We start from the raw sequence: 20,334 nt of genomic DNA, 5'->3' as shown, positions 1-20,334 counted from the left end.
AAATTTTAAAACACTTATTTTGTAAAAGCTTAACAACAAATTAGCAAATAAGTCATATTTTTTATTTAACGGTAAGTAACTGAAACAGAACTACCATTAAATAAAATCAATAAATCATTAGTTAAGCTTTGCTTCTGTAATCAGGCTAGACACCAACGATTCTTGCGTCTTTTTATCTTCTAGTTCTTTGCGTAAAACTTTTTCTGCAATTTCGATAGATAAAGTAGCTACATCTTTTTTCATTTGGGCAATCATGGCTACTTTTTCTTGTTGGATAGCCTCACGTGCATCAGCAAGAATTTTGTTTCCTTCTGCAACTGCTTTGTCTTTGGCTTCAACCAACATTTTGTCAGAAGCATTTTTTGCCTCACGAATAATTTTGTCGCGTTCAGCACGTGCTTCGGCAATAATTTTATCATTATCTGATTTCAATTTTGCCATTTCTGCACGGGTTTCTTCAGCCATTCTTAAAGCCGACTCGATAGAATCTTCACGCTCTTTAAGGGCGGTCAAGATTGGTTTCCAAGCAAATTTCTTTAATAAAAAAACTAAAATACCAAAAACCAGAGCCATCCAAAATAGTAATCCAATGGCGGGGGTTAGCAATTCCATATTATTTGAAAGATTTTATTTTTAATAATTTTACTTGTATCAGTTTATAATAACTAACTTATTATAAAGTATTCATACGAGCCTTTGTGCTAGATTGAATCCTGCACTAACGCCTAATGCGAGTAGTGCAGGATTGTAATCAGAGTCGTTTTTCTTTTAATTCTTACACTAATTTGAAAGAAATCAAAAGACAGATAACGGCTGCAAATAGAGCTACGGCTTCTACAAGGGCAGCGATGATAATCATCATAGTTTGGATTTTGTTCGCTGCTTCTGGTTGACGTGCTACGCCTTCCAATGCACTACCACCGATACGGCCAAGACCTAAACCAGCACCGATTGCTGCAAGACCAGCACCTACTGCTGCTCCCATTACTGCAAAACCACGAGCGCCATCAGCGGCAGCTTGTAAAAGAATTTGTAATAAAGACATGATTAAACAATTTATATATTAGTGAAACAATAAATACAAAATAATTATCAATGACCGTGGTCAGCTTCATGATGGTCTTCAATAGCACTTCCGATGTACATTGATGACAGCAACGTAAAGATAAAGGCCTGCAAGAACGCAACAAGTAATTCAATGGCGTTCATGAACAATGTAAACACTGTAACTACACCACCAACAGCAAGGCTCTTGAAAATGAAAATCAAACCTAACAAACTTAGGATAATGATGTGACCCGCAGTAATATTCGCGAAAAGTCGTATCATTAATGACATAGGCTTCATGAATACGCCGGCAATTTCAACAACCCACATTAAAGGTAACATTAATACTGGTACGCCTTCTGGTTTTACCAAGTGTAACCAGTAGTGTTTGTTGGCATTAATGTGCGTAATAATAAATGTGATTACTGCAAGCGTAAGTGTAATGGCAATATTACCTGTTACGTTAGCTCCTCCCGGAATTAAGCCCAATAAATTATTTATCAGGATAAAGAAGAATAACGTAAGTAAATAAGGTAAGTATTTTTCATATTTCGGGCCAATGTTTGGTTTAACTACTTCGTCACGGATGAAGAAGATAATAGGCTCGATAAAAGATTGCACACCTTTAGGGGCTTTACCTTTATTAGAGATGAAACTTTTGGCTACTGTTGATAACAACACTACCAGAATGATAGCACTTAACAAAAGTGATGCAACATTTTTGGTGATAGAAAAATCCCATACATGAATTTTTTCATCAAGTGAGCCATCAGGATTTAATCTGTGAATGTGTTCATGAAGATTAATATAACCGTTGTAAACGCCATGCCCTTCCTTGAATTTGCTTGAAGAAAATACTTCAACACCATACTCTTTTGTATAAAGAATAACTGGTAAAGGAATGGTTATACCATGTGCAAATTCCCATTCATGAGAATCAGCAATATGGTGCATAATCATTTGACCGATGTCAAATTTTTCTTCTTCGTGTGCAGCTCCTTCTTTTGCTTCATGATGGCCTTCATGACCTTCCTGTGCGAACGAAAAAGAAAGTGAAAAGATTGATAATGAGGCTATTAATAAGAATTTGTTTGTAAGTAAACGCAACATAGTTTTTGAAATATTCGGTCTATCAACGATTCAGGATAATCACCTTTCTGAATTTTGCCGCAAGTTACTACTTAAATTCCAAATCTCAAAGATTGTATAAAATAAATATAATACAAAAAAGTTTATGACGAATAATTCTTGCTGCTTTAAGCCCACGTATAATTCGATACCGATAAATATAATACTCATAAATAGACGTAACACGATGGTAGAGAGATAAAACTGTACAAAGTTTTTACGTTTTTCTCTAAAAGCCAATTCGATGATGCGGTGAAAAAGAAAGGAGAATGCTACAAAGAAGCTCAGGATTACCCATTTCTGAGGGTGTAGTAAGTATCCTAAGCCAATGAAGTCAGCTAAGAAAAATACAATTATCAGTACGCCAGTCAATATTAATGTTTTTGCCATTTACTCTTATTTAAAATGCTGATATACGCATAGATAAGCCTCAAACTTACTGTTTAGGCAATTGCCTGATAACATTATAAAGAGATACACCTATGAAAGTCAAAGAACAGATGAGAGTCCAGACCGGAGTTTTATTAGCCATTTTTCCGTCGAGCCAATATCCAAACCATGTACCCAAGCCAATAGTCAGAATCATCTGAAGCCCAATCTGCGAATACTTGAGCCAGGCTTTGGTGTTTTTCATATCTGGGTTTTCATCCATAAGTATAATTTTTTGTACAAATTTACGATTTAATTCGGATATGTACGGCAGAGAAGATTTACTAAATAAAAAGTAGTATCACGCACACCTGCATAGGCATTATTTAAGGCTTCGGCTAAGGCTTGCGGATGATTCAGAATAGAAGCGGCATAAATAATTCCCATTTGTTGCATTTCCTGCGGCGATACACTTAATGTACCGCAAAGAGCCGCTACCGGAATATTCAATTTATTGGCTTCATCAGTAATACCATTAATCAGTTTGCCTTGAAGGGTTTGCTGGTCAATTTTCCCTTCGCCTGTAATAATCAAATCAACCCCTTTTAGTTTATCTTTAAAATGGCAAAAATCCATCAATAATTTTACACCTTCCTGTAATTGAGCATTCAGGAAAAATACACTACCAAAACCCAAACCTCCGGCTGCACCAAAACCAGCAGTCTGAAAATTACCTTCTGGTAAGCCAGTTATCTGGCTAAAATCTTTGAGACCTTTGTCGAGTTGTAAAACATCTCTTTCCGATGCTCCTTTTTGTGGTGCATAAATATACGCGGCCCCATTTTTTCCATATAACGGATTGGTTACATCGCACGCCACCTGAAAACGCGGAAGTTGAGATGCAAGGGGAGAAGGAATGATGTTTTTGATGAGCGATAAATTATCCCCTGTCGGAACTATTTCCTGCCCTCCAATATCCAGAAACTTCCATCCAAGTGCATAGGCCATGCCTGTGCCAGCATCGTTCGTAGCACTACCACCAATACCCATAATAATGTTTTCTACCCCTAAAGCCATCGCTGCTTTTATCAGTTGGCCTGTACCATAAGTATTAGTTAGAAGCGGATTCCGTTCTTCGGGTTTTAGTAAACTCAAACCTGACGCCGTAGCCATTTCAATGAAAGCAGTTTTATTGTCGGAAGACACCCCAAACTCTGCTTCAATAATACGCCCAAGTGGGTCATACACCTGTGTAGAAATTTTTCGTCCACCGGAGTACCACAAAAGCAAATCAAGGGTTCCTTCGCCTCCGTCAGCCATTGGTAAACTAATGGCTTCGATAGATTCTGACACCAACCTGATGCCCGCTGTCATGGCTTCACATACTTGTCGTGCATCAAGCGACCCTCTGAATTTATCAGGAGCAAGCAGTATTTTCATTCAAATATTTCTGAGATTCGATGGTTGTTTAAAAAATGCAGGTTCTCAGCGGGTTTATCTGGCATTTTTTGTGGGGACTCTTTTTCCGCAATAAACTTATTGACTCCAACCATAATTTTCCCGTGGTGTAATTGTTGTATTTTTTCCTGATAGGCCTTGTCGAGCATTTTTTTCACAAACCCCTCTTCAAAAGCCTGAATTATGCCACCTTTTTGTTCTGTTTCCAGAAACAAATCCCATACTTTGTGTGATAAGTCGGCCGTTAGATGCTCAATAAAATAAGACCCTGCCGATACATCCTGACTTTTGCCCAGATAACTTTCTTCTTTTAAAATCGTTGAGATGTTCCGCGCAATTCTTTCTCCCATTTCTGAATATTCATTTCCTGACACGGCATTATAGGCATGTGTCGTGAGCGAATCGCAGCCACCTATGATAGCTGCCATGGCTTCGGTAGTTGCCCGAAGCATATTGGTGTGTGGGTCAAGGGCTGAATCATAAAACCATGAGGTTTTGGCATTTATCTGGCAACTGATGCTTTCGGATTGATACGCCTCAAGTATTTTTTGCCATAAAAACCTTAAACTACGGAGTTTGGCTATTTCCATAAAATAATTGGTACCTATGGCTACCGAGAATTCTATTTTGGCAATTATTTGTTCAACAGGTAAACCTGAGGCCGTCAGTTTGTCCAGATAAGTAGTTGCAGAAGCCAGCGTAAAAGCTAGTTCCTGCACAGCAGTAGCACCAGCATTATGAAAAACTTCCGATGATATTTGTATTACATTAAACGATGGATAAGAAGCCGTTGCAAGGAATAGATTTTTTGTACTTTCCCAAGTTTGGGCTTCAATACTTGTTTCGCCTTTAAAGTAGTTTTCTAGTGGGTTATACATTAAACCTCCTTTCGGCTGATAATGAATGTGTTTTTGAAGCGCACCCAGTAGGGCAAGTTCATGCTTAGTCTGAAAAAATACGGGTGTATCAGCCAGTTTAATTTTATCAAGCAATCGGGCGAAATCAATCTGCGTCAGGTCTACGGTAGTAAAGTCGATAGTAATAGCATCGGCACCATTCTGCAAGGCATTGATAACTAAATTATTAGTAGTTTTTTCGTCAGTATACTCAATAGTAGGTCTGTTCTGCCAGAGAATATTTTTTTTATTGCGTTGAGCTTGCTGAATCTCAGTCAGGTTCAGGTCGGTCAGGTCTTCTGCTGCATAATAAGGTTGAACCCTGATACCTTCGGGTGTATTCCAGATGAGGGTTTCTTCAAAATTTTTGCCTTTTAAATCTTTTAATGCCTGCGCTTCCCAGCTTTTTTTTGAAGATTCCTGAAAATCATCAAAGAATTTTTCTTTCATAGACAAATTGTATTTTTCGATGGAAAAAAAGCAATTACCAAAGTAATTGTAAAGGTACATTTTGTATTTTTATAAGACAAATCAAATTTGGTAAAATAATGTTTGTAAATTACTTTGAAAATCCATGAAAAATCTCAAAATTCACTGATTGGTAGGTACGTGATTTTTATTATCTTTGCACCCCTTTAGAATCCCAAGTAGCCAAATGACTATTTTAGAAACGCCGAAAACTCAACAACGTGAAGTAGACATAGTGTGGCAGAATTGCCTGAAGATTATTCGTGATAGTATTTCGGAGCAAAGTTATAAAACTTGGTTCGAACCGATTGTACCCGGAAAATTAGAAGGTAAAAAGCTGACTATTCAAGTGCCAAGCCAATTTTTTTACGAGTGGTTAGAGGAAAACTATGTGCAATTATTAAGAAAAGCACTAGACTACGCAATCGGGCGGGAGGGGATGCTTGAGTATTCTATTATTATTGATAGCGGAAACCAGAAAAAAAATGAACCACCTATTGCCGTGAATATGCCACAGCATAGCTCGCCAGTAGCAAGGGTTGAAAATACAATAAATGATTCGGTAAGAAGCCCATTCGAGATGAAAGACCTCGATTCGCTAAATCTGGATTCTTACCTTAACCCGAATTATACTTTTGATAACTTCGTAGAAGGAGACTGTAACCGTCTGGCAAGGGCTGCCGGATTTGCCGTTGCTTCCAAACCGGGTGTAACATCGTTTAACCCGCTCATGATTTATGGTGGAGTAGGGTTAGGTAAAACGCATTTAGTGCAGGCCATTGGTAATTTTATGAAAAATAAGGCAGGAAATAAATTTGTGCTTTATGTTTCTTCTGAAAAATTCACCAGCCAGTTTATTAATGCTATCCGTAATAATAGCCTGCAAGATTTCATGAATTTTTATATGCAGGTAGATATTCTGATTATTGATGACGTACAGTTTTTATCAGGAAAAGAAAAAACACAGGAAACATTCTTTCATATTTTTAACCATTTGCACCAATCAGGAAAACAGATCGTAATGACCTCTGACCGCCCACCTCGTGAACTCGAAGGGGTAGAAGACCGCCTGCTTTCTCGTTTTAAATGGGGTCTGACAGCCGATTTACAAACGCCTGATTTTGAAACTCGTATTGCTATTATTCAGAAAAAAGCTCAGGCTGAAGGTATTTCTATTGCTTATGAAGTAATAGAGTATCTGGCACATAGCATTGACACAAACGTGCGCGAACTGGAAGGAGTAATGATTTCATTGCTAGCGCAGGCATCGCTTACACGCCGTGAAATTGATGTGGAACTAGCAAAAAATACCCTTCGCCATTTGGTGAAAGATTCTGAAAGAGAGGTAACTATTGATACCATTATTGAAGCCGTAACAGAGCATTATAAGGTGAGAATACCTGACCTGAAAGGGAAAAGCCGCCTCAGAGAGATTGTACTGCCTAGGCAAGTGGCTATGTATCTGGCAAAAGAACTAACAAACTTGTCGTTAAAATCGATTGGTTATCATTTTGGCGGACGTGACCACAGTACCGTAATTCATGCCATTCAGACCGTAAATGATTTAATGGATACCGATAAGGAAATAAGCGGAGCCGTAAGTAAACTGCTAAAAATGTTCAGGAAATAGCCTGCTTTAAAAATGTTTCATGAAGGGCTAGCACTTGCGGAATGAGCAAATGTTGTTCGTCGTTTATAATCTTGTAATTGGCTATTGCCAAAAATTCTTCTTCTGTTTTTTGCCTTGATATAATCGCCCTGATTTCTTCTTCATTACGTTGTGGGTCACGTTTTTTAATCCGGCTTATTCTTAAATCAATCGGAGCCGTTACCACAATCACAGTATCAAAATTATTGTTATTGCCGGCTGCATTCATTAAAGCTGCTTCACGTAATGTATAGGGCTTGTGCTGATTATCCTGAAACCATTTATCTGTATCGGCAAATACCCGTGGGTGAATGAGGCCATTCAGCATCTTCAATAAATCGGGGTTGTCAAAAACCTGAGCTGCTACCCACTTTCTGTTATATTCGCCTTGCTCATTGTAAGCCTGCCTGCCTAGAAGCTCCTTTATTTCTTTGCGAAGCTGTAAATCATGGTTTGTAAGCCATTTGGCTCTTTCATCGGCATAATATACGGGTACTCCCAAGATTTCGAATATCTTGCAAACAATGGTTTTTCCAGAACCTATTCCGCCGGTAATGCCTATTTTTAACAATGTATTTTTATGATTTATAAAGATTGGAAAACGCACAATCAGGACGATAGTTCTTTGAATGTTTTTTGTTTCCTGATAAAATATGCCGCTACAATACTTTTCTGATAAATATCGTTTAGCTGTTTGTTTTTTTGCCTTTGCAAGCGCGGAATCATGGCATAGAATGCAAAATGTGCTTTAAGAATAGCCCATATATCTTTCAGTGAACCTGCAAGCAGAAACTTTATGCTAGACACACCATCCAAGACTAATCTCATGAAAATAATACCAAATAATTTGTTAGCAGGCAGGTTTTTGTAAAGCATGGCAAGGCCGTTCCGGTAGTTAAGAAATGTTTTTTTAGGGTTTGATTTATGTAAGGTTCCGCCCCCCACATGATAAACCATCGAATCGGCACAGTAAAATACCTGATACCCTGCATTTTTCATGCGCCAACACAAATCTATTTCTTCCATGTGAGCAAAAAAACTGCCATCAAAACCACCAATTTTATGAAACACCTCGGCACGTACAAACATACAAGCTCCCGTAGCCCAGAATACTTCTTTCGTATCATCATACTGCCCTGTATCTTCTTCACAGGTATCAAATATCCTACCTCTACAAAAAGGATACCCCAGCCAGTCGATGTAGCCACCTGCGGCTCCTGCATACTCAAAGTGTGTTTTTTGGTAATAGTTGCGTATTTTGGGTTGGCAAGCCGCAATGGCAGGATTCGCCTCCATGAGCTGAATAACAGGCAAAACCCAGTCAGGTGTAACTTCTATGTCAGAGTTCAGCAGAACATAATATTCGGCTTTTATCTGTTTCAGGGCTTTATTATAGCCTTCAGCAAAACCACTGTTTTCTGTTAATTCAATTAGCCTTACCTTAGGGTAAGTCTCTTTTAAAAAACTAACCGAATTATCGGTCGAAGCGTTGTCGGCTACAATAATCTCATAGCTGTATGAATATTGAATTACAGTGGGCAGGAATTTCTCGAGGAATCCCTGCCCATTATAATTCAGAATAACTATGGCAACTTTGGGCATGCTTACCTGTTAAATATTTTATCTAGGTCCATTCCGGGAATATTCGGTAACATACCTTCTGTGCTTTTCTTTAATTCTTCTTTGGCTTTTTCTTCTACTTTTTCTAAAGCCTTATTAGTGGCAGCTACAATTAAATCCTGCAAAATGTCTTTGTCTTCTACCTTCAATAAATCATTATCTATTTCAATTTGTAGTAATTGTTTTTTGCCATTCACCGTAGCTTTTACCATACCTGCACCAGCTTCGCCTGTTTCTGTAATTTTTCCGAGGTTTTCCTGCGCTTCCTGCATACGGCTTTGCATCTCTTTCATTTTACCGGCCATGCCGAAAATATCTGCCATGTTCATAGTTTTATGAATTTATGTTCTATGTGTGAGAAATCATTTACTAACTACAAAACTACAAAAAAAGGCAGTCGGTTCAGACTGCCTTGCTGTATTTTATGAGTAATGTATCTTTAATTTTATTTAATCAGAATGACGGTACCAATTTTTTCGAATTTTTGGCCGGCGTTATCAATGCCATATATTTTATAACTATAATTTCCCGGAGGGGCCGGAGTACCGTTTTCGTTGCCATCCCAGCCAATTTCCTTATCTTTCGATTCAAAAATGGCTTGTCCCCAACGATTATAAATAACCATATTAAATTCAGAAACAAACTTTTCTTTAGCCAGAAAAACATCATTATTTGTATCACCATTAGGTGTAAAGGCCGATGGTACAAAAATTTGTGCAGGAGTTATAAAAGTATAAGTATTGGAATAACTAAAGAATGGGAAGTCTGTAATGCCAATCGGATAAATATCTACTTGGGTATCTTGCTGGGCCAGAATCCTGAAGGTTACTCTACCATTATGGTTAGGGTCATTCAGGGCTGCATCGAGAACGTTTTTCAGGTTCGATTCCAGATTTACAGTTTTATCAACAGGCATTATTATATTGCCTTTATCATCTAATAACTGTACAGTATATTGTGTAGGTTTTACATTTAGTAACAAATTAGCTGCATCACTCACCTTAAACTCTGTCCAGTTAAGTGTATTCGATGCTTTTGAAGTTAAAAATATAGAACAAAATGGTGGCGATTGTTCTGATACATTCCCGCACTCATCTTCATAGTCTACTTTATAGCAATATTGTTGTTTCTCCGGCTCTACATTGTAGTCATCCCACTTATTGGTGGTAACACTCTTGACCAATGTAAAATTGGTTGAGTTACCTTCGGCCCTATAAATATTATATTTAGGTGGCTGAGGGGTAGTACTCAGAGTCAGGCGAATAAAATTAACATCATTAGATATATAACTGATAGATGTCATGGGGAGTTTTCCTCCTGTTAAAGGGTCAACGAGAATATCAGGTGATTTAATAGTTACCCTGTTTGTGCCTGTACCTACATAGCCAATTACATTAAACTTATATTTGGCTTTACAATACATAAGGTTATAAGTATAGGTAGTAGCAGTAGAGGGGTTCGGATAACCTGTGTTTTTATTGGCACCTGTGGGCGTTTCTTCATAAGGTACCTCATAACGGGTTATCGGAGACTCGCTACTCCAGTTTATTTTTACAGTAGTAGGAGAAAGAATCTGAGAAGCTGGTTTAATGGTACATACTTCGTTTGAATAAATCGGCGTTGCACACAAGCCCGTTTGTTGTAGTCGGAAACAGTATTCGTTTGCTCCATTAAGACCAGTAATTGAGGTATTGGCTGTGGCACTAGTGGCTGTTCCTTTTATTGTTAAATTTGCTGGCCCCCAGCTACCACCTTTAGGTTTTATTTCGATGTTATAGTCTTGCCCAACGGTGCCGCCCGAAATTGTAATTTTATTTTCTGCACCACCATTTAATCCTGTAAGTTCGGTAATTTTAGGAACATTAGCACTACCGACGGGTATCGGATAAGGAGTGCCAGAACAAACTCGGCTATTGTTACGGATATGAATACCTTGAATAAGTGGCTGAATAACTGCTCCCTTGTAAGTATGCGTAGCTGTAATACCTGTGCTTGAAATACTAGCCATCGGAAACTCTTCCGTAGTACCATCGCCCCAGTTAATACTCATGATGGTATATAATTTATTATTGGCTGACGGTAGAATTTTCACAACTACGGTATTGGCACTACAAGCGTTGTAGTCAATTTCTGGTTGTGGTGTTGAAAAAACTTCAACTTTCTGGCATCTGATGTAGTCTTTACTGCCTACTTTCCCTTTCATCATTATCCAGTAGGTGCCTGCCTGCGTATAAGTTGTGTCAAAGCGTGGGGTATTAGGGAAAACCGGAACACCCTTACTGTCTTTATAGTTAAAAATAAAATAAACAGTACCTGGTGTAAACATACCGCCGCCCGGAGCTGAATAGCTACTAATAGTTACTTTACTTGATGTGCTACCATTATTGAGGCAAGCAAGTGTAGGATTAGGTACAAGGTTACCTCCTAAAGAAATGCCTCCTGATGGGTTAGCACATTCTTTGGGTTCGGTAATCTGTTCTTGTCCAAAGCTTGTAAAAGTAATGTAAAAGGCTATAAATCCAAGCAAATATGATTTAATGCGGGACATAAAAAAAATAGTTTCGTATGTATTCACTCTAAGGTATCATCTCAAAAATCATGCCCGAAGATAGGAGGGCTCAGCAAAATAACGTTTTAGAATGCAGTTTATTTGGCAAAATATGGCAATATTTTGTAAAAAAACAAATTTTATATCGAAAAACTTGCTTTTTACTTACCTGACAGTCAATCAGTTATTGTTCGCATTATATCGTTAAATTCCCTTTGGCTTGAAATTTGTTGTTGCTCTAAAAGGGTTTCGTAAAGTTTTCAAGCGGTAGCATTTGTCGTATTAAAAGGTGTTTTGCCTCTTAAAGTTCCTTGTGTTTTAATAGGTATCAGGCGAGCAAATAGCTCTTCTGAATACCAGTCTTCTTTCCGAGTTTTTTTGATTACTGCTTGGTGTGCATACTGCTTGTAAGCAAATTTTTTAACATCTTCAAGGCTTTCCCAGATAGAAAAAGTGGCTTGCCTTAATAGAGGCACTTCTCCAATGCCTACCGACGTAATAAATCCTTCGGCTTGGTTCAGGCTATCGGCTACGCGAGGAACATTCTGCCAGAAACTTTTTAGCTTTGAGAAACGAATACTTGCCCGTGTCAGAACTGCAATTTTCCCATCATGGTTTTTAATCGGCTGTTTTGAACCGAAAGGCTCCTGCCCGTCCCATTTTCCGTGCGATTCATACGGAATACAAAGCACATACCATTGCTCTTTAGTAAATAACCTCCACCATTGCTGTATAAATGAGTTTGACATAAATTGTTCAAAGTCTTCTGCTGTTTCCCAAGTTGCCAGTAAACCCCATTGCGACCAGTCGGGGTAAATATCGAAGGTGCCGTTTTTTCCACAGCCCAGCAATTTCCAGAAGCGCACGTGTTTGTTAAACATAAGTGGTATTCTGAAAACTGCCATAGAAAACAAAGCCATCGGGATAAAATAAAAGGGATAACGTACAATATTTAACGAAACAAACATGAAGTGTAACAGGGTTAATGGATAGTTGGTTTTTCTACAATAATGAGCCATCTGAAAGCCCATTTCCACCGGATTTTATAATTTTTTATTTGTGCTTGGTCTAATAGTATTTCCCAGTCTGTTTTTCGGAAACCTCTCAGAACAGACAAAGGTGCATCGTTCCTGACCAGATAAGATTTCGAAAAAAGACCTGTTAATATTTTAATTGAATAATAAGCCAGTGGATGCCTGTGTAAATCGGCAATGAAAAACCCCTTTTCTGAATGTTTATACATCCATTGCAGCATATTTATGAGGTCGGGTTCTTTGAAATGATGACAAAACAGAGAGTTAAAAATGTAGTCAGGTTTCTGAAGGGTTAAATCAGTTAACTGATAATCGCATACCTGATATTGAATAGGGATGTTTTGGTGTTGACGGGCAAACTGTACACAATCGTTTTTAAGGTCAACTCCTTGCAAGTGGTAAGGTATATTTTTTTTATGTAAAAAACGCCCGATTGCTCTCAGGTTATCTCCGCCGCCACTTCCTATTTCGAGGATACTCACGGGTTTTATAGCTCTGGATTTTTCAAGAAAATAATGTAAGCCCGCCAGTACTACCTGATGCCCCCCCAGCCATTGGTTAATGAAGTCTAACTCCCGCAGATTCTGATAGAGGTCTTTCTGAGGGATAACGTCGTTATCAAGTAATTCTAAGGTATACGAGCGATTTTTGAAATTCATAGGCTAAGCATAGCTGTTTCGATGGTGATACCCGGCCCAAAAGCCACTGTAAAAATGTTACCTCTTGTATGGGGCTTTTGCATGATTTTCTCAAGTACAAAAAGTATTGTTGCTGACGACATATTCCCATAGTCACGCAGGATATCGTAAGAAACTGCTAAGTCGTTATGGTTCAGGGCTAAAGCGTTTTCAACGGCTTCCAGTATGTTTTTCCCGCCCGGATGAATAGCCCAATGGCTGATGTCTTTTCTGGATAGATTTAGCTGATTTAAACAACTATGTAATAACGAGCCGATTTCTTCTTTAATTAACTTAGGTACATGGTTTTTCAGGGTCATCAGAAAGCCATTGCCTGACAACTGCCATGCCATATCGGGCTGCCCTGCCAGTGCAATTTTTGAAAAAAACTGTTTGATGGCCAAACCACTGTCTTTTGAGTTGCCTGATACCAAGCAAGCAGCAGAACCATCTGCAAATAAAGTAGACGAAAGTACGTCGTCGATATGATTCGATTTCTGGAAATGTAAAGTACATATTTCGGTACATACAATGAGTACTTTTGAAGAGGCATCGGCACGGCAAAAAGCATCTGCAATTTTAAGTGCATGCAGAGCCGCATAACAGCCCATAAAGTTTACAGAGGTACGAATAATATTAGCCGGTAGTCTGAGTTTTTCTGTAAGAAGTATATCAAGGCCGGGTGCTGAAAGCCCCGTGCAGGTTACAGTTATTAGATGGGTTATTTCTTCAACACGGGTATCTTTCAGGCATTTTTTAATAGCTGTTTCTGATAAGTTTACTACTTCTTCATTGAATAATTTCATGCGCTGCTCAAGAGTGGGCGACACGCAATTATTGCCGAAAAAATGCCAGTTTCCACGGCTGAGCGAGAAGTCGGGAAAAACCGAGTATCGGGTGTTTATTCCACTTCTTTTGTATAAAAGTGGTAAAAGTTTTCTGCTCTTTTCATCGGGGTTGGTGGCATCGAGCATAAATTGCAAGATGTCATCCTGCCGATGACAGTAACGTGGGTTTGCAGTTCCGATAGAAACGATTTTTGACATGTAGTTTCGGGTGTTAAGTAAATCGTTGTGTTGGAATAATAATAGCCTGAGCTGTTACTCAAACTACTATACATACGTTTGCTGGGTTTTAACAGTTGCTTGGCTACTCCGAAAACTGCAACAAAATAATGTTTTACAGACTAACCTCACACGCACTCTATAAAAACTCTATAAACATAGTTTTTGTTTTTTTGCAGGTCTTCATAATTGACCACAAACTCCTCTGAGCTTACCTGAAATTGTGTAATACTGATGGTACGAAGCTCATTATTTCTATTCATTTTTATGTCATTTCTTTCGTCTCCCATACCACCTGTATGATGAAAATGTAAAATGTCATCAGCAGTATAGGCCGGATATTGCTGTAAAAAATCTTGAAACCATTGTTCTCTTTGCTCAATAACCTTAGAAGAATAAAGCGTAACTGACGACCATATTCGTGGTTTATTACGAGCGTGCTGCGTGTGAATCACCTGCTTGCCTGTCCACCTGATTTCACTGTATGTGTCTGTTACATGCTTGTTAATAATCACAAGTGTAAAGGGTTCAATACCCTCAAATGAATAATTGTTAACAAACGCTTCAATATTTGCGTAGGTGTAAAAATCCAGAATTACTTTCCCGCGGCTTTGGCGGTAAGGCGGAGCCGAAACATGGGGTGATATACCTCCGTTAAGCAAGCAAAGGGTAAAGGTATCACATCCGCCAATCCAAGTACCATCCCCCTGCGGGTCTTTCGGGTAAAAAACGTAATATCCACCTATTTCATATTTTCTAGGTGGAATGGCAGCGGCACGACTGGTTTTTTCATCACGGTTTGATGTAAAAATAAAACCATTATTAGTAGTTGGCAAATAAGTTAACACACACATAACAAAATCATAGTTTTAATCAGATGTTGGTAAAATACTAGCTGCAACAAAGCAAACATTTATTAATTGTATTGCTCTTGCCTGTGTTGAATAGTTGAATAAGCTACCCCGAAATTTTCGGGTATTTCAACTTCTTTAAAATTTTCTTGTAAACCAATCCTGATTAAGGCAAAGTGGTGGATAGAATGCTCAATAAGATAGGCCATTTCACGGATAAAACTGGTTGGAATATGTACTCTCCGGTCAGGATTATAATTAACTGCCAGCAGTAGTGGCATTGAAACATCAGCAATATCCTCAATTGTCTGGCTGATGTTTTTTAACATATCAAGTGCAAAATATACATCATTTTCTGTTAAAAAATTACGTTGACGGGCATCATAATCAATAATACCTGATTGATAACCTTTAAGCAAGCACTCATAAAATTCTATGATATGCCGGCAATGCTGCCCTATACTACTGCCATTTAAAATAGAAAGAGCTTTAGCATAACTTTGTGGAGGTAGCTGTTCTAACAAATCAGTTAATTGCTTAATAACTTCGGTATGTATTGTTTTCATAACTGTTAGTGTTATACAATCATTTATGTTTTTGGTTAAAAATTATTCTTTTATAACCATCTTTATTGTCTGATATAAACTAATATAGCATTTAATAGTGTTTTGTCTGACTATGCAAGACAAGTAATGAATTTGTTGAGACAAAACTAATAATGTAAAGCCATACGGGATGTCGGCAGGCTGACCATTTCAGCAAGATATTTTGGCTGATTATGAAAGATATTCTTTAGTGTTCTTGAAATACGCAATTGTAAGAAACAGAGGGATTCTCAATTTAATGCAGCAAGATTCTTAATGATGATTTCTGTTCGGGAATAGTCAAGAATATTTTTTTCCTTTAACTCGTTAAATAACTGAGTAACGGTTTGGCGGGTGCTACAAATTAAACTGGCTATATCCTGATGGGTAAGGTAGTTCTTCAAAATAATTTCATGTGCATGATTTGTGCCTTCTTTGCTGGCCCAATCTGCCAGAAAACCATTTAACCGTGCGCGTACATCTTTAAAAACAAGATTAGCATAGCGGTTTTCCATGCGTTTTAGTCTAAAACCAATCCATTTGGTATATTGGAGAGCTAAAGCCGGATTCCGCTCAATAACTCTTTCAAAATCGTCCAACTTGAAACTACAGCAGGTAACATAATCCGATACCGCAACGGCATATTCATCAAGTGCTTGGTTTGTTAAAGTAAACTGACCGAACAGGTCACCTGTTTGCAGAATATCCTTAACCACTTCGTTGCCTTTCTCATCAATCTCTACAATTTTTATGGTTCCTCTTTTCAGGGTATAAACCCTGTTCGATTCATCGTGAGAGAAATAAATAATTTCTCCTTTTTTGGCAGTTTTAAAATTCGTAATCAGGCATATTTCTTTCAACTCAGCCGAGTTAAGTACATTAAATAATTTATGATTATGCAAATGCCAGTATTTGGTTTCAAGATTCATAAGAATGAAAATAGTAGCCGAATATATCAATAATTGCCCTGAAAATGAAATATCAGCCAAAATGCTTTCGTATTACCTGCAACAATTCTTTTATTGGTACAGGTGTTACTCCACGTTTCTGGTTTTCGATACTTATTTCTGCCACCCTTTTCCAATGCCAGCTTAGGTCCTTATATGCTTGCCAGAGGTAGTAAGTTGGGTCATAAATATGCCCCGGATCAGAGCTAACGCCGTTTAATTCCATAATTCTGATGTTCCGGCCCGCATATAAGTCTTCAATACTAGCTACTTTCATATCAAACCGGCCATAGTAAAAGCCTTCAAAACCTTCGGCTATTTGGCTAAAGACCTCATGAAGCCGTGTATTAATCAAGTGGTTCGCATTCACGAATTTAGTGCCGCGGCAATGGTTACCTATGGGTTCTAATAGCCTTTTTTCGTTGGCAGGAAGCACTTCTTTAATGCTTTTGCCCATGCGTTTTTGTAAAGTATTCAACTGAAATCTGGCTCTGGTATTGTTCTGTATCAGTTCTTCAATGCTCAACTGCCCATCGCCTGTTACTGTCAGAAATTCCTTAATTGTAACCGATGAAACCCTTCCTTTTTTTTCACTTGGTAAACGGCTGAACAACACACCCAATTCAATAGGATAGTCGATAAACTCCTGAATCAGGTAATCGGCTTTCATATCTTCATGGTATTCTTTCAACGCTGTTTCAGACATGATTTTGACTACTGAAGTACCTCTTTCGCCTACATTAGGCTTGGCAATTACCGGAAACTTCAGGTTTTTATCAGTTAGCTGGCTTAGAACTTTTTCGAATGATACATTCTCAGGCACAAACAAGGTTACAGGCAGGTACTCGGGTGCTATGTTTTTCAGAATTTCGCTTTTATGCTCACCATAAAAACCACCTCCTTCAATACCCGGGTTAACGGCTGTAAAATAAGTTAGCGACTTAGCACGTATGGTTTGTAGAAGCCAGTAAGGAACCATAGGTAAATAAAATACCCACCAAGACCAGTATTCATAGTTAAAAATTTTAATCAAAAAGAGTGGGAGTCTCATATTTTAGGTGGTGAATCGTTTAATTAAACGTGAAATCGTCGTTTTTTCATGATATATTACAAATAAACAACAAATTGCTGTAACAACTGCCATAAAAAACAGTTGGCCACCATCGTGCATTACTTCAATGCCCAGTAAAAAAATATGTGTTAACATGGCTCCGCCCATAATACCAAGCCCTAAAACTGCCCCTAACCATGATGTTCGTGGATATAATAATAAAAACGAAGCAATCAGTTCGGCTATTCCGGTCATTATTCGTCCCCATGGTTCTATGCCCACTGTCGAAAAAATATAGACACTTTCTGGTTGCGCTGTAAATTTAAAATAAAGCGTTTGTAACATAACAAGAGCGGCTACTAGCCGTGCCACCCAGACAAATATATTTTGCATTGCTATAATGATTTTGTAATTATTGATAAATTTTAATCCAGTTAGCATCGGCTTGTTTTTTCAATTTTGCTTCATCTTCATTCCATGTATTAAGCGTATTATTGAAAAAACTTTTATAGAATAAATACACTTTCCCATTAAGTATTTTGTAATTTTCGGGGTCAACTTCCACTTTTTCTCCTTTGGCTCCCATAGCATAGGCACACCAGCCGCCATAGGCAGGTTCATACTTTGCCGGAGATTTCATAAAAGCTGAAAGGTTTGTTTCATTGGCAAACTTGTAAATGATTCCATTGTAAGTATAGCTTATTTTTCCTTTCTGAGGCTTATTGCTGAAATAACTCACAGGGTCATAGCCTGAAATAGCCACGCCTTTTTCGAGTAGGAAATGTTTTTGTCTGATAGCCGTTTCTTGGCCTATACCTTGTAGTGATACAAAGAGTAAGAGAATGAATAACTTGTTCATTAGATTATTATAAATTTAATAAAACAAAGTTAGGCAGTAGCTGACGAACGAAATGTCGGGTACATGACAGATTTACCAATAAATCTTGAAAACCTGTAAAACAGCCAGAAATATAAAAAAACATCCAATAAGCCTGTTAATTGAATAGCCCTCAAATAATTGCTGAACTTGTTGTTGTTTGCGGTTTACCAAAATAGCAAATAAATAAAGAATACCAAATGCTCCGGTCATGGCTCCTAAAGCAAAAGCCGACTTCGCAGCAAAATGATTCAATGCGAAGTACTTGTTTACATAAAGTGAACTAAAAAACCAGAAAGGTAGAAGCTGAGGGTTTATTATTCCTAAAGACAAGCCTTTCAGAAAGCTGGCTTTTAACGTATTTCTGCCTAGTTTTTTTTGAACTATGCCTGTTTTTTTCTGATAAAAATAGCTAATGCCGATGCCTATGAAAACAGGTACTACCAGTATATCAATGATACGAAAAAATACTTCATTATTTTGAACAAACAATAAACCTTCAAGGGCTAATGTTGCATAAACAATTTCGGGAAGACACCCCCCAACAGCCACCAGAAGCCCTGCAGGAAGGTTTCGGTATAGCGTAGTTTGTATAACTGCTAAATTGACGGCTCCGGGCTGTATTGAACCAAAAAAACTTATGAGGGCTGTCAGAAAGAAAATCAGTAATTCCATGTAGGATATATGTTAGTTGTGTAAAGTAGAGGTATTTATTTGAAAAAAAATGTCGCCAGCCTGACATCACTCGTGGATTCTTTACAAAAGTAAGGCAATACTACCCATAGTTTACCAATGTTTCCATTCATATCCCTTAAATACATGAAAAGCCTATCTATATTTTTTATTTATAACTTTAAAGATAAAAATGCACCCAATGGCGAGCGGGATATTTTCTTTGGTGTATAATAATGTTAAAATTGGCAGTGGTGGACTTAATAGATGGTGCAGAGCTGGCCTTACTGGCTATGTAACGCTTCTATTCTGCCATCATCCATTCATGTTCAAAGGTGGTTATGAGGGAAAGGCAGATGCTTTATTGTTTAAATTATTGTAAAAAACTATCTAAATAACCGAGAATCGTTTTTGTCTGCGTCATCAGACCAACATGGCTTTGATTGGGAATAATGGCCAGTTGTGATTTTGGCATGGGTTGTAATCCGGCAGACACACCTCCACCCAATAGCTTATATGTTTTTGCTAATTCGATTTTATCCATTCCATCATTGTCGCCTGAGATGATTAATACAGGTGCAGTGATTTGTGCTATATTGTCGTCACCCAAATTAAATGGCTCGCCAGCCGATGCAATCATTTGTTCCACAAACTTTGTCCATTTGGTTTTGTCTGGTGCTACGGCATCATAGGCGGCTTGTAAAGGCGAATTAGCAAAAAACTCAGGCTTCATTATTTTAAAAATATCGGTTACTTCGCTTACCCAACCCTCACTTTTATAAACTGAAGAAATAATTACTAGTTTTTGTAATCGCTCAGGACTTTGTATTGCAAATTGGTAGGCTACCTGACCACCAAAACTATATCCGGCTATATCAGCACTATCAATTTTCAGGTAATCCATTACTTTCTCTACATCACTGGCTAAAGTAGCTCGTGATAATTTTCTATCCGAAAAGGGCGTATGTCCATGTCCTTGTAACTCTAAAGCAATAACTTTTCTTGTTTTTGCTAATTCAGGAATTAAATTTCCCCAATTCATTTCAATGGTATAGTAAGCACCATGTAGTAAAACGATAGGCTTGCCTTCGCCGTAAATTTCGTAATAAACTTCAATACCATTAGCCGGTGCATAGCCGCTGCTGGTAGGGCTTACTTGTTGTGCATTTAATGAAGAACCTGTTTGCATAATGAGTGCAATTAAGAGTTATTTAATAAGATTACTGTCATTGAATAAATTTTCATAAACTTACCCAAGTTGGCTTGATTGATAATTGTATTACAAAGTTGGGAAATATTTTAAGATTCGACCTATATAAAAACGTCAACATTAGGGGTGAATTACGACAAAACATTACAGTTTGGGCAGTTTTCTTGTTTTTTGCCCTGACTTAA

23 protein-coding genes are annotated in these 20,334 nt (G+C 37.9%); 1 reads left to right on the top strand and 22 read right to left on the bottom strand.

What is annotated here, in order from left to right; genetic code table 11:
* Positions 1-117 precede the first annotated feature (117 nt).
* From WAA15_RS08115 to WAA15_RS08085, 7 genes are all read right to left on the bottom strand, one after another.
* Positions 118-612, bottom strand: coding sequence for a F0F1 ATP synthase subunit B (locus tag WAA15_RS08115; RefSeq protein ID WP_337042224.1), 495 nt, complete (start codon positions 610-612; stop codon positions 118-120).
* 163 nt (positions 613-775) lie between these two features.
* A complete protein-coding gene (atpE, locus tag WAA15_RS08110; protein ID WP_337042223.1) occupies positions 776-1,045 on the bottom strand; it encodes a F0F1 ATP synthase subunit C in 270 nt (89 codons plus the stop codon).
* 47 nt (positions 1,046-1,092) lie between these two features.
* Positions 1,093-2,157 carry a F0F1 ATP synthase subunit A gene (gene atpB / locus WAA15_RS08105; RefSeq protein WP_337042222.1) on the bottom strand — a complete coding sequence of 355 codons (1,065 nt, stop codon included), beginning with the start codon at positions 2,155-2,157 and terminating at the stop codon, positions 1,093-1,095.
* Between the two features lie 39 nt (positions 2,158-2,196).
* The gene (locus tag WAA15_RS08100; protein WP_337042221.1) at positions 2,197-2,565 is read right to left on the bottom strand and encodes a hypothetical protein; all 369 of its coding nucleotides are present in this window, start codon (positions 2,563-2,565) and stop codon (positions 2,197-2,199) included.
* 46 nt (positions 2,566-2,611) lie between these two features.
* On the bottom strand, positions 2,612-2,827 hold the full coding sequence (locus tag WAA15_RS08095) for an AtpZ/AtpI family protein (RefSeq protein WP_337042220.1): 216 nt from the start codon (positions 2,825-2,827) through the stop codon (positions 2,612-2,614).
* Positions 2,828-2,856: 29 nt separating this feature from the next.
* The gene (locus WAA15_RS08090; RefSeq protein WP_337042219.1) at positions 2,857-3,984 is read right to left on the bottom strand and encodes a glycerate kinase; all 1,128 of its coding nucleotides are present in this window, start codon (positions 3,982-3,984) and stop codon (positions 2,857-2,859) included.
* Positions 3,981-5,348 carry a methylmalonyl-CoA mutase family protein gene (locus WAA15_RS08085; RefSeq protein WP_337042218.1) on the bottom strand — a complete coding sequence of 456 codons (1,368 nt, stop codon included), beginning with the start codon at positions 5,346-5,348 and terminating at the stop codon, positions 3,981-3,983. Before WAA15_RS08085 ends, WAA15_RS08090 begins: the two co-directional genes overlap by 4 nt.
* Positions 5,349-5,553: 205 nt before the next feature.
* Between WAA15_RS08085 and dnaA the strand changes: the two genes are divergently transcribed.
* Positions 5,554-6,996 carry a chromosomal replication initiator protein DnaA gene (gene dnaA / locus WAA15_RS08080; protein WP_337042217.1) on the top strand — a complete coding sequence of 481 codons (1,443 nt, stop codon included), beginning with the start codon at positions 5,554-5,556 and terminating at the stop codon, positions 6,994-6,996.
* On the opposite strand, the gene coaE is transcribed toward dnaA, so the two are convergent.
* From coaE to WAA15_RS08005, 15 genes are all read right to left on the bottom strand, one after another.
* Entirely contained in the window at positions 6,986-7,621 is a 636-nt protein-coding gene (gene coaE, locus WAA15_RS08075; RefSeq protein WP_337042216.1) for a dephospho-CoA kinase, read from the bottom strand. The genes dnaA and coaE overlap by 11 nt on opposite strands.
* A 2-nt stretch (positions 7,622-7,623) precedes the next feature.
* Positions 7,624-8,616 carry a glycosyltransferase family 2 protein gene (locus WAA15_RS08070; RefSeq protein ID WP_337042215.1) on the bottom strand — a complete coding sequence of 331 codons (993 nt, stop codon included), beginning with the start codon at positions 8,614-8,616 and terminating at the stop codon, positions 7,624-7,626.
* 2 nt (positions 8,617-8,618) lie between these two features.
* Complete coding sequence (locus tag WAA15_RS08065; RefSeq protein WP_337042214.1) at positions 8,619-8,963, bottom strand: YbaB/EbfC family nucleoid-associated protein; 345 nt, start codon at positions 8,961-8,963, stop codon at positions 8,619-8,621.
* Positions 8,964-9,079: 116 nt separating this feature from the next.
* A complete protein-coding gene (locus WAA15_RS08060; protein WP_337042213.1) occupies positions 9,080-11,182 on the bottom strand; it encodes a T9SS type B sorting domain-containing protein in 2,103 nt (700 codons plus the stop codon).
* 260 nt (positions 11,183-11,442) lie between these two features.
* Entirely contained in the window at positions 11,443-12,150 is a 708-nt protein-coding gene (locus tag WAA15_RS08055) for a DUF3291 domain-containing protein (RefSeq protein WP_337042212.1), read from the bottom strand.
* A 14-nt stretch (positions 12,151-12,164) separates the two neighbouring features.
* Positions 12,165-12,875, bottom strand: a complete 711-nt coding sequence (locus WAA15_RS08050; RefSeq protein ID WP_337042211.1) for a methyltransferase domain-containing protein — start codon at positions 12,873-12,875, stop codon at positions 12,165-12,167.
* Positions 12,872-13,939: a type III polyketide synthase gene (locus WAA15_RS08045; protein ID WP_337042210.1), complete on the bottom strand. Its 1,068-nt coding sequence runs from the start codon at positions 13,937-13,939 to the stop codon at positions 12,872-12,874. The genes WAA15_RS08050 and WAA15_RS08045 overlap by 4 nt, the downstream gene beginning before the upstream one ends.
* A 146-nt stretch (positions 13,940-14,085) precedes the next feature.
* Entirely contained in the window at positions 14,086-14,811 is a 726-nt protein-coding gene (locus WAA15_RS08040; protein WP_337042209.1) for an NRDE family protein, read from the bottom strand.
* Positions 14,812-14,873: 62 nt separating this feature from the next.
* On the bottom strand, positions 14,874-15,374 hold the full coding sequence (locus tag WAA15_RS08035) for a DinB family protein (RefSeq protein WP_337042208.1): 501 nt from the start codon (positions 15,372-15,374) through the stop codon (positions 14,874-14,876).
* Positions 15,375-15,643: 269 nt separating this feature from the next.
* Positions 15,644-16,321 carry a Crp/Fnr family transcriptional regulator gene (locus WAA15_RS08030; protein WP_337042207.1) on the bottom strand — a complete coding sequence of 226 codons (678 nt, stop codon included), beginning with the start codon at positions 16,319-16,321 and terminating at the stop codon, positions 15,644-15,646.
* Between the two features lie 52 nt (positions 16,322-16,373).
* Positions 16,374-17,390 carry a hypothetical protein gene (locus WAA15_RS08025; RefSeq protein WP_337042206.1) on the bottom strand — a complete coding sequence of 339 codons (1,017 nt, stop codon included), beginning with the start codon at positions 17,388-17,390 and terminating at the stop codon, positions 16,374-16,376.
* A gap of 3 nt (positions 17,391-17,393) precedes the next feature.
* Complete coding sequence (locus WAA15_RS08020) at positions 17,394-17,783, bottom strand: DoxX family protein (protein WP_337042205.1); 390 nt, start codon at positions 17,781-17,783, stop codon at positions 17,394-17,396.
* Between the two features lie 19 nt (positions 17,784-17,802).
* Positions 17,803-18,249: a YHS domain-containing (seleno)protein gene (locus WAA15_RS08015; RefSeq protein ID WP_337042204.1), complete on the bottom strand. Its 447-nt coding sequence runs from the start codon at positions 18,247-18,249 to the stop codon at positions 17,803-17,805.
* Positions 18,250-18,321: 72 nt separating this feature from the next.
* Complete coding sequence (locus WAA15_RS08010) at positions 18,322-18,942, bottom strand: LysE family translocator (RefSeq protein WP_337042203.1); 621 nt, start codon at positions 18,940-18,942, stop codon at positions 18,322-18,324.
* 370 nt (positions 18,943-19,312) lie between these two features.
* Positions 19,313-20,128, bottom strand: coding sequence for an alpha/beta fold hydrolase (locus WAA15_RS08005; protein ID WP_337042202.1), 816 nt, complete (start codon positions 20,126-20,128; stop codon positions 19,313-19,315).
* Between the last annotated feature and the right edge of the window lie 206 nt (positions 20,129-20,334).

Origin of the sequence: Emticicia sp. 17c (assembly GCF_037153985.1) — a bacterium.
Classification (GTDB): domain Bacteria; phylum Bacteroidota; class Bacteroidia; order Cytophagales; family Spirosomataceae; genus Emticicia.
Note: the sequence above shows the minus strand (reverse complement) of the source record. Positions and strands in the feature narration are given on the sequence as shown.